Annotated in this window: 8 protein-coding genes and 1 riboswitch; of the genes, 3 read left to right on the top strand and 5 right to left on the bottom strand. The window is 41.9% G+C overall.

Annotated features, from left to right (window positions below; genetic code table 11):
* Positions 1 to 186: 186 nt before the first annotated feature.
* On the top strand, positions 187 to 381 hold the full coding sequence (locus AB1L08_RS14655; protein ID WP_413065411.1) for a hypothetical protein: 195 nt from the start codon (positions 187 to 189) through the stop codon (positions 379 to 381).
* A gap of 51 nt (positions 382 to 432) precedes the next feature.
* Here the strand turns inward: AB1L08_RS14655 and AB1L08_RS14650 are convergent, their stop codons facing one another.
* The 4 genes from AB1L08_RS14650 to AB1L08_RS14635 form a co-directional block, all read right to left on the bottom strand.
* Positions 433 to 1,644 carry a quaternary amine ABC transporter ATP-binding protein gene (locus AB1L08_RS14650; RefSeq protein ID WP_413065410.1) on the bottom strand — a complete coding sequence of 404 codons (1,212 nt, stop codon included), beginning with the start codon at positions 1,642 to 1,644 and terminating at the stop codon, positions 433 to 435.
* Positions 1,641 to 2,501, bottom strand: coding sequence for an ABC transporter permease (locus AB1L08_RS14645; RefSeq protein WP_489686528.1), 861 nt, complete (start codon positions 2,499 to 2,501; stop codon positions 1,641 to 1,643). The genes AB1L08_RS14650 and AB1L08_RS14645 overlap by 4 nt, the downstream gene beginning before the upstream one ends.
* Positions 2,502 to 2,572: 71 nt before the next feature.
* Positions 2,573 to 3,583: an ABC transporter substrate-binding protein gene (locus AB1L08_RS14640; protein WP_413065409.1), complete on the bottom strand. Its 1,011-nt coding sequence runs from the start codon at positions 3,581 to 3,583 to the stop codon at positions 2,573 to 2,575.
* Positions 3,584 to 4,214: 631 nt separating this feature from the next.
* On the bottom strand, positions 4,215 to 4,862 hold the full coding sequence (locus AB1L08_RS14635) for a tropomyosin (RefSeq protein WP_413065408.1): 648 nt from the start codon (positions 4,860 to 4,862) through the stop codon (positions 4,215 to 4,217).
* Positions 4,863 to 5,020: 158 nt separating this feature from the next.
* On the opposite strand from AB1L08_RS14635, the gene AB1L08_RS14630 reads away from it, so the two are divergent.
* Both AB1L08_RS14630 and AB1L08_RS14625 read left to right on the top strand, forming a co-directional pair.
* Positions 5,021 to 5,902 (top strand): YIEGIA family protein, encoded by an 882-nt coding sequence (locus AB1L08_RS14630; protein ID WP_413065407.1) that lies wholly within the window; start codon positions 5,021 to 5,023, stop codon positions 5,900 to 5,902.
* Positions 5,903 to 5,913: 11 nt separating this feature from the next.
* A complete protein-coding gene (locus AB1L08_RS14625) occupies positions 5,914 to 6,111 on the top strand; it encodes a capping complex subunit for YIEGIA (protein WP_413065406.1) in 198 nt (65 codons plus the stop codon).
* A 49-nt stretch (positions 6,112 to 6,160) separates the two neighbouring features.
* Here AB1L08_RS14625 and AB1L08_RS14620 read toward each other — a convergent pair whose 3' ends face one another.
* Positions 6,161 to 6,976, bottom strand: a complete 816-nt coding sequence (locus tag AB1L08_RS14620) for an undecaprenyl-diphosphate phosphatase (protein ID WP_413065405.1) — start codon at positions 6,974 to 6,976, stop codon at positions 6,161 to 6,163.
* 701 nt (positions 6,977 to 7,677) lie between these two features.
* Positions 7,678 to 7,861: riboswitch (cobalamin riboswitch) on the top strand.
* The last annotated feature ends 34 nt before the right edge of the window (positions 7,862 to 7,895 follow it).

Genomic DNA, 7,895 nt, shown 5'->3' with positions numbered 1-7,895 from the left:
AAGTAAATCTTGCATACAACTAGAACTTAGCTAAAGAAAAAGGATTTACTTTACATTTTATTTTACTATACATAACCTTTGCCCTTTATACAAACATTTGTGGTAGTTTGTTAGCTTAATTACATTTGAAATCGCACCAACGGAAATTGTTGTACATACATTGTTACGAAGGAGGTGTATACTCAAATGAGCTTGCCTACTTCTTTGCTCGCCATCCTTGCTGCTTATGCATTACTGGGCATTACACTTTTGGTTCCCACTCTAACTATATTAGCTCCTTTAATTACAATCATTCAGGTCATCGCCGTAATCGTTATTGTATTATTTGCTATAGTTATTATTTATCGGGCAGTCCGGGCATTGTTATCCGGATCAGCATAACCAATCAAAACGGGAAAACAGACATGCTGCTGTTTCCCCGTTCATTTTGGCTTAATCGTTTGTCCCGTTCCCGTTCCCGTTCCCGTTTCCTGATGTCAGTCCGGACAAAACATGGACACGAAGAATGAATCCGGACAATTTGTTTTTTTCGTCTACCACTGCAAGCGGAAATTTGGATTCCAGTACTTTTGGGATTAAATCACTTACATATTCATCTTCTTTAACGACGATAATATCATCCCGCATGACTTCGGGCAACGCTTTTTTTTGTTTGATTCCTTTTACTGCATCGTCTATCGTTACAATACCTTTGATATGTCTTTGGCGGTCAACTACGAAAACGCTGGATATCCCATTTTCCTTCATTTCCTTAATGGCTACATTTAAGCCATCTTTCAGGGAAACGAGGGCGTTTGGCTTGATCATGACATGTTCTGCCTGAAGCACTTTCGAGCGGTCAATATCTTTTATGAACTCGGATATATAGTCGTTTGCTGGCTGTTCGATAATTTCTTCAGGCGTACCAACCTGCACAACGCGGCCGTCCTTCATAACAGCTACCCGGTCCCCCAGCTTAAAAGCTTCATTTACATCATGCGTGATAAAAATGATCGTTTTTTGCAGCCGGTTTTGAATATCCAGAAGTTCCAGCTGCATTTCCCTTCGGATAAGCGGATCAAGCGCACTGAAAGGTTCATCCATCAATAAGATGTCCGGGTCATTGGCAAGGGCTCTGGCCAACCCCACCCTTTGGCGCATCCCCCCTGACAATTCGTCCGGGTATTTATCTTCATATCCCTTTAAACCAACAATGTCAATGTTATCTAATGCAATTTCCCGCCGCTTATTTTTGGGCATGTTCCGAATTTCCAGACCATATTCCACGTTTGCTAAAACGGTTCGATGGCTGAACAGCCCGAAATGCTGAAACACCATGGCAATCTTTTCCTGCCTCACCTTTTTCAACTCGGACTTGCTTCCTTTTACAATATTGACCCCATCGATATATATGGCGCCGTCAGACGGTTTGTTTAGCAAGTTGAAGCAGCGGATAAGTGTCGATTTGCCGCTGCCAGACAAACCCATAATGACAAATATTTCGCCTTTCTGGATTTCCAGGGAAGCATCATAAACGCCGACTGTATGGCCCGTTTTTTTCAATATTTGCTCTTTCGTCATGCCTTTCTTTATCAAAGGTATAACGGACTTCGGTTTTGGTCCAAAAATCTTTGAAACATGCTCCAGTTTAATTTGTGTTGTCATCGAGCCACCCTCCTATGCTTCTGAAACTTGTCGGCCGCTCCGTTTGTAACTCTGTCAATAATAATGGCCAAGAACACGATGCTGATTCCCGCTTCGAACCCCAAGGCGATATCTATCCGGTTAATCGCAACAAGCACCTGTTCACCAAGTCCTTGTGCTCCCACCATCGAGGCAATGACAACCATCGCCAAAGCCATCATCGTCGTTTGGTTTACTCCCGCCATAATGGTTGGCAATGCCTGCGGCAACTGTACCTTGCTCAGCATTTGCCAATTGGATGACCCAAAGGATTGGGCAGATTCGATCACTTCTTTATCCACCCCGCGGATGGCAAGTTCGGTTAATCGAATGACTGGCGGCAGGGCATATATTAAAGTAGCAAAAATGGCAGATACGTTCCCTAATCCAAAGAAGAAGATGGCGGGGATTAAATAAACGAAGCTGGGCATTGTCTGCATCGCATCCAAGATGGGACGCATGATCGCTGAAAATCCGGTGCTATATGACATGAAAATTCCAATTGGGATGCCAATAATTAAGCAGATAAGCACCGCTGTCATAATAATGGCAATCGTGGTCATCATATCTTCCCATAATCCAAATGTACCAATCAAGAATATGAAAACCGCATACAAGATGCCGGAAAAAATCGATTTGAAATACCAGCCCAATAAGAAAATTGCGATAATGAATAACCACCAGGGGAGCCAAATTAAAAAATCCTGAATTCCATTGATTGTCATTGATGCCACTAAGAAAATAAAATCAAAAAACCCTTCAAGAGAAACATCTAGGAAAGATACGAATTGATCGGCATACTTTCCCATGTGTGTTTGTATATCCGGAAATCCTTCCATCATAAACTACCTCACAATATTAGATTTGAAATAAGCAGCAGGCCGACGCGGCCAGCTGCTCAAAAGATCAATTAAAGCGTGTCCTTTACCTTTTGGGCAACGTCATCTGCAACCCATTTTGTCCATACATCTTCATGCTCTTTCATCCACCAGACTGCCGCTTCTTCCGCTGATGCCCCTTCATCATCCATATACTTCAAGGCATCTTCAGTAAGTTCGCTGCTCGTTTGATAATGTTTTAAAAACTCCACAACATCTTGTGCCTGTTCGGGCATATCCTTATGGACTGCCACAACGACATCGTTGGGAGGGAACTTCGTAGCCCGTGTTTTTTCCCATGTTTCTTCCTCATATTCAGGCTCTTCCAATAAAACAAGGTCATATTTCGCCGTGATGGCGGTCGGCGACCAATAATAACCGACCCAGCCTTTTCCGGCTTTATAAGCATCCACCAAAGATGCAACGATCGCTGAATCAGATCCAGGCATAAAATTGTTCATTGTTTCATCCAATCCATATGCTTTAAATTTGGCATCGATATGATCAGCTACAACCCAGCCACTCGGTGCATTAATAATGCGTCCCCTGCCGGGATCCTCGGGATCCGCGAATACATCCGGATATTTCTTTAAATCTTCAACAGTTTTTAAATCCGGCGCCAAAGGCTCAATACCTCGCTCCTTATCACCGTGAATCACGTAAGAAGGAACGTATAAGCCTTGGTCATTATCGTTGAAGTTAATTGAAACTTGTTTGATATCCCCCGACTCGATAGCCTCTTCATACACATCTTTAACATTATCGGTCCACAATTCCATGTAGACGTCAATATCGCCGCGGCGCAGGCCTTGAATGGTAGCAGAGGTGGAGCCTGCAGTTGTCTTTGTTTTATAACCAAGGCCTTCCTCGATTATTTTTTGCGCAATGCCGTTGTGGATACGGATGCTATCCCAGCCGGCATCAGCAAATACGATTGTATCAATCTCCGTATTTCCTTTTCTTTTTAGGTTTTCACCGCCGCCTCCGCAAGCAGATAATAAAATGAGGGCAGCTGCTGCCAAAAAAATTCCTAACTTTTTCATCGACTAATCCCCTTTTTGCACTTAATTTCGACAATTTTCCATTTTTGGGCTAATGAAGTTTGCACAATTATTCTGTATGTCATTTCCACCATTTCGGCCAGAACTTACTCTATTATTTCCAAGTGAGTCCATTTGGGATAAAACGAATTAACCTAAAATCGATTTCCTTGAAATAGAGTGCTGGGAGTGATATCAAATCCGCTTTTTTTCAATGTTCGGAAATCGAGGTTTGAGTGAGGGTGTTTTTACATGTTAATCATGGGAGTGCCGCATGGAATGTACATTTTGTTGCCTTTAAAGTCTTCGTTTCACTTTGAATACATTTTGATTCATTGATGGCCGTCCATGTTTCCGTATAGAAGCATGGGGATGAAATATGTTGGAAATGGCTGTGTTCTTATTTAGCTTATCGAACAAGTTTAATAATTTCAAACGATCCTATCCCCCATATTTGGACGATATCTGGGGTAAAACAGGAAAATCCATTCATTAAACGTTTATCGTTCCCTTATCATGCCATATCCTCTCTCTCCCTCCCCTATTCATTCTTAGAGTTTATGATGAATACCAATAAATAAAAAAAGAAACCCTTTAATACGCGGATTTCTTCGCAAACGTAATACCGATCAATTTAGTTCTGTCTGGATAAACGCTGTATTTCTGTCTCTAAAACAAAGACTCGTTTGTTTAACGCCGCGTTTTGATCGTCTACATGTTGGGTAATTCGGTCGGTATAATTTCCCAGGTATTGAACAATATTTTTCTGCAATTGTTCTTGCCCGGTTTTTAACTCTTTTACACCTTGTTCTAAATTGCCAATACGCTTATCTACGCTGTCAAACCGTTGTTCCAGGCTGCCAATGCGCTCGTCTACACTGTCAAAACGTTGTTCCAGGCTGCCAATGCGCTCGTCTACGCTGTCAAACCGTTGTTCCAGGCTGCCAATACGCTCATCTACGCTGTCAAACCGTTGTTCCAGGCTGCCAATGCGCTCGTCTACACTGTCAAACCGTTGTTCCAGGCTGCCAATGCGCTCATCTACACTGTCAAACCGTTGTTCCAGGCTGCCAATGCGCTCATCTACACTGTCAAAGCGTTTATCTATGCTGTTGAAACGCCCCTCTATTTCGTTCTCTAAACTATCAATATGGTCATCTACGCTTTCAAAGCGTTGTTCCATCCCGCCAAATCGTTGTTCCAAACTTCCGATTTGCTCTTTAATAGGTTCGATTTCTTCTTTGATGACTGTCCGGAGCACATTTATTAATTCTTCATTCATCACTCATTACCTCCGATAGCCTTTCATTGCTAAAATTATATCATATTTGCGAATGAGTTATTTAAGATAAGAACCAATAATACATTTCAGCTCATATTTTTTTTGGAGGGGGGCATGATTTTATATATGGAAGCTTTTGTCTGCAAAGGAGTATTGGAATGGACCGGTATTTGTTGGCAGTTCTTATAGGCATTATTTTTGGATGCATCGCACGCGTTGTTTTGCTGCGTACCGATTTTAGGCAATATCCAACCTATCCGCAAGGGAGGATCATTCATCTGTCAATGGGTTTTATCGCCTCTTTTATCGGCGCCGTTGCCATTCCCTCCGTTCTTGAATCCAATTGGACGGCAGTTACTTTTTTAGGACTGGCAGCAACCCAGTTTCGCGAGGTCCGCAAAATGGAGAGAGAAACACTTACTAATATTGATGCGAGTGAATTGGTCAAACGGGGGACACCCTTTATTGAGGGGATGGCTCAAGCATTTGAAAGCCGAAACTACCTCGTCATGTTTACAGGTCTTGTGACAACACTTTTTGCTGTATTCTCGTTTTGGGCAGGCATTTTGAGCGGATTTGTCATGCTGATTATTGTCAAAAAAAATATGACCGGAAAAACGCTGGCAGCCATTGCTACTGTTTCTGAGGGGGAAATCCGGTTTGAAGGACCGCAGCTTTTTGTCAAAGATATACACATAAAGAATGTGGGGCTTGAAGCCAGCCGGCAGCTCATTATGGAGAGAGGCGTCGGGGCCATTATTACGCCTAAAAATGAAAATAGTGCCGTAACGATTTCAAACCTTGGACAAAGGCAGGCGATGATTCACCATGTAGCAAATATCCTCGGTGCATACCTTGATACGGGAGAACCTGATATTATCCCGCTGTCCAAACGGGATATGAATGATGGAAGGGTTGCACTTTTCATGATGCCGCAAGAAAAAGATTTTGAACAAATTAAAACTGTGCTGGAGCATGTTCCTGTTTTGGATAGTGCGATTAGGCTCCCGAGTGAAGGAGACAAGGGAAAAAACAGGTAGGGGTGGCTTGAGTGGATAAATCAGACAAAAAGGCAAATATTGCCGCAATTGTTACACAAAATCAAAACCTTATCCTTGGCGGCGGTGTTCCGGTCTTCATTGTTCATAATAGGGAGGAACTGCAAAAACTGAGCAGCAGCTTGGAAAAAATACTCGATTCCTCAGCGCATGAGATTAACCAACAGACCATCATCATCGTTTCCAGATAATTACATAAAAACGATCAGGCTTCGGCAAGTATCCTGCAAGCCTGTAAAATCAAGCAAATAAAAGAACGAGCGTCCCAACGATAAAACAATAGATACTAAAATAAATTAAATTCCCTTTTTCCATAATATTTATAAACCATTTTAAAGCACAATAGGAAGCTATTATGGAAACAACAAAAGCACTTAAATACGGAATGAACAATGTTGCAAGATCGGGGTCGTTGGCCATATCGGAAATACTGAGTATGGTTCCGCCCAAGCTGACCGGAATGTAAAGCAAAAAAGAAAAACGAAGTGCTGTCTCCGGCCTCATACCCATGGCCATCGAACCGACAATCGTTGCTCCCGACCGGCTGATGCCTGGTATTAGAGCGACAGCCTGTGCAAAGCCGACCACAATCGCATCCTTCAGTGTCAAATCTCCATCCAATTTTCTTCCTCTTAAATTTCTGATTAAAAATAACGCTGCACCAGTTACAAACAAGGTAACTGCGGTAACACGAACCCCTTTCAGCGCCTCCGAAATCACGTCATTGAACAGGACGCCGATTACTCCCGCCGGGATAGTGGCGATGATTAAATAAATGATGAAGCGAAAATCATCCCTCGTCTCTTCATTTCGATGTATTATGTAGGAAAGACCGTTCGTTGCAAGACGAATAATATCGCGGCGATAAATGATTAAAACCGCAATTAAAGATCCGGCGTTTACAAGTAGTTCAAATGTTAATTTTTTAGTAGAAATTCCCAAAAAGTGCTGGGCAAGTACCAAATGTCCGCTCGATGAAACCGGTATGGGTTCGGTAATCCCCTGTATCAACCCCAGTATGATATATTTTATCGTTTCCATTATGTTAAATTCCATCTTGTTTCACCTTCCCCGAATTACTAGAATACCTTTTTTGGAGTTGCTTTTCAATCATGTTTGTCAAATAATCAAAAATGATCAGAAATCTCGGTAATAAACTAAACCATCCATGTCAAACACTATAGCGACAAGGGTTTTCAAAGTTAATCAATATTTGGGTATTTTCCCATTTTTTCTGGAAATTAGCAGGAATTTTTCTCCAAAAAAGAACCTCCTAAGTAATACGGAACAATAACTTAGGAGGTGAGAACAACTGTGAACAGACAGTGGCTCAGACAACTGATCAGTTGTACTTCTAAAATATAAAGGAAGCCAGACCATACCTGAACAAGGAAATATGACCAAAAGAAGGATCCGCAAGTGGCCGTGGCTGGAAGAATGAGAATGGAATGTGAATTTTATCCGGAGATCCCTCCGATATTTAGATATCGATTTAGGAGGGCAGTTTGGATGTGAAATATGAAAAAAGACGGGGAATGTCGAAAAATGCCATCCCCTGGCTCTTTATGAGGAATTTAAGATTGAAGTTTTTCGGAAAATAATAGCTTTTGTCGAAACGAGAAGTATAAACGCTTAATAATGAAAATCAGATCCGAGATTCCTGAAAAATGATATTTTTACTTGTCAATTGGTTTTGGCCATGTTATATTTTAGTAGGTACAATATTTAGATGTAAAAATTACACAAAACACAATATATAGTGACACAACAAAAAAGGTGCCCAAAAAGGGCTTAAAAGGGAATCCGGTGAAAAGCCGGAACTGTCCCCGCAACTGTAAATGCGTACGAACGGCAATACCACTGTTTGAGCGATTCGAACGGGAAGGTGACCCAGTAGGATGAAGCATGAGTCAGGAGACCTGCCTTTTTTGTCAGTAGTTTCAATTCTTCGGGGATTGAGAAGATGAAACGATAG

This window comes from Siminovitchia jepli, from assembly GCF_047228825.1.
Lineage (GTDB): Bacteria > Bacillota > Bacilli > Bacillales > Bacillaceae_C > Siminovitchia.
Note: the sequence above shows the minus strand (reverse complement) of the source record. Positions and strands in the feature narration are given on the sequence as shown.

Excerpts from the sequence above, each read along its gene's own strand:
- AB1L08_RS14655 (WP_413065411.1), top strand. The coding sequence starts at position 187 with ATGAGCTTGCCTACTTCTTTGCTCGCCATCCTTGCTGCTTATGCATTA.
- AB1L08_RS14635 (WP_413065408.1), bottom strand. The coding sequence starts at position 4,862 with ATGAATGAAGAATTAATAAATGTGCTCCGGACAGTCATCAAAGAAGAA.
- AB1L08_RS14630 (WP_413065407.1), top strand. The coding sequence starts at position 5,021 with ATGGACCGGTATTTGTTGGCAGTTCTTATAGGCATTATTTTTGGATGC.
- AB1L08_RS14645 (WP_489686528.1), bottom strand. The coding sequence starts at position 2,501 with ATGGAAGGATTTCCGGATATACAAACACACATGGGAAAGTATGCCGAT.
- AB1L08_RS14620 (WP_413065405.1), bottom strand. The coding sequence starts at position 6,976 with ATGGAATTTAACATAATGGAAACGATAAAATATATCATACTGGGGTTG.
- AB1L08_RS14650 (WP_413065410.1), bottom strand. The coding sequence starts at position 1,644 with ATGACAACACAAATTAAACTGGAGCATGTTTCAAAGATTTTTGGACCA.
- AB1L08_RS14640 (WP_413065409.1), bottom strand. The coding sequence starts at position 3,583 with ATGAAAAAGTTAGGAATTTTTTTGGCAGCAGCTGCCCTCATTTTATTA.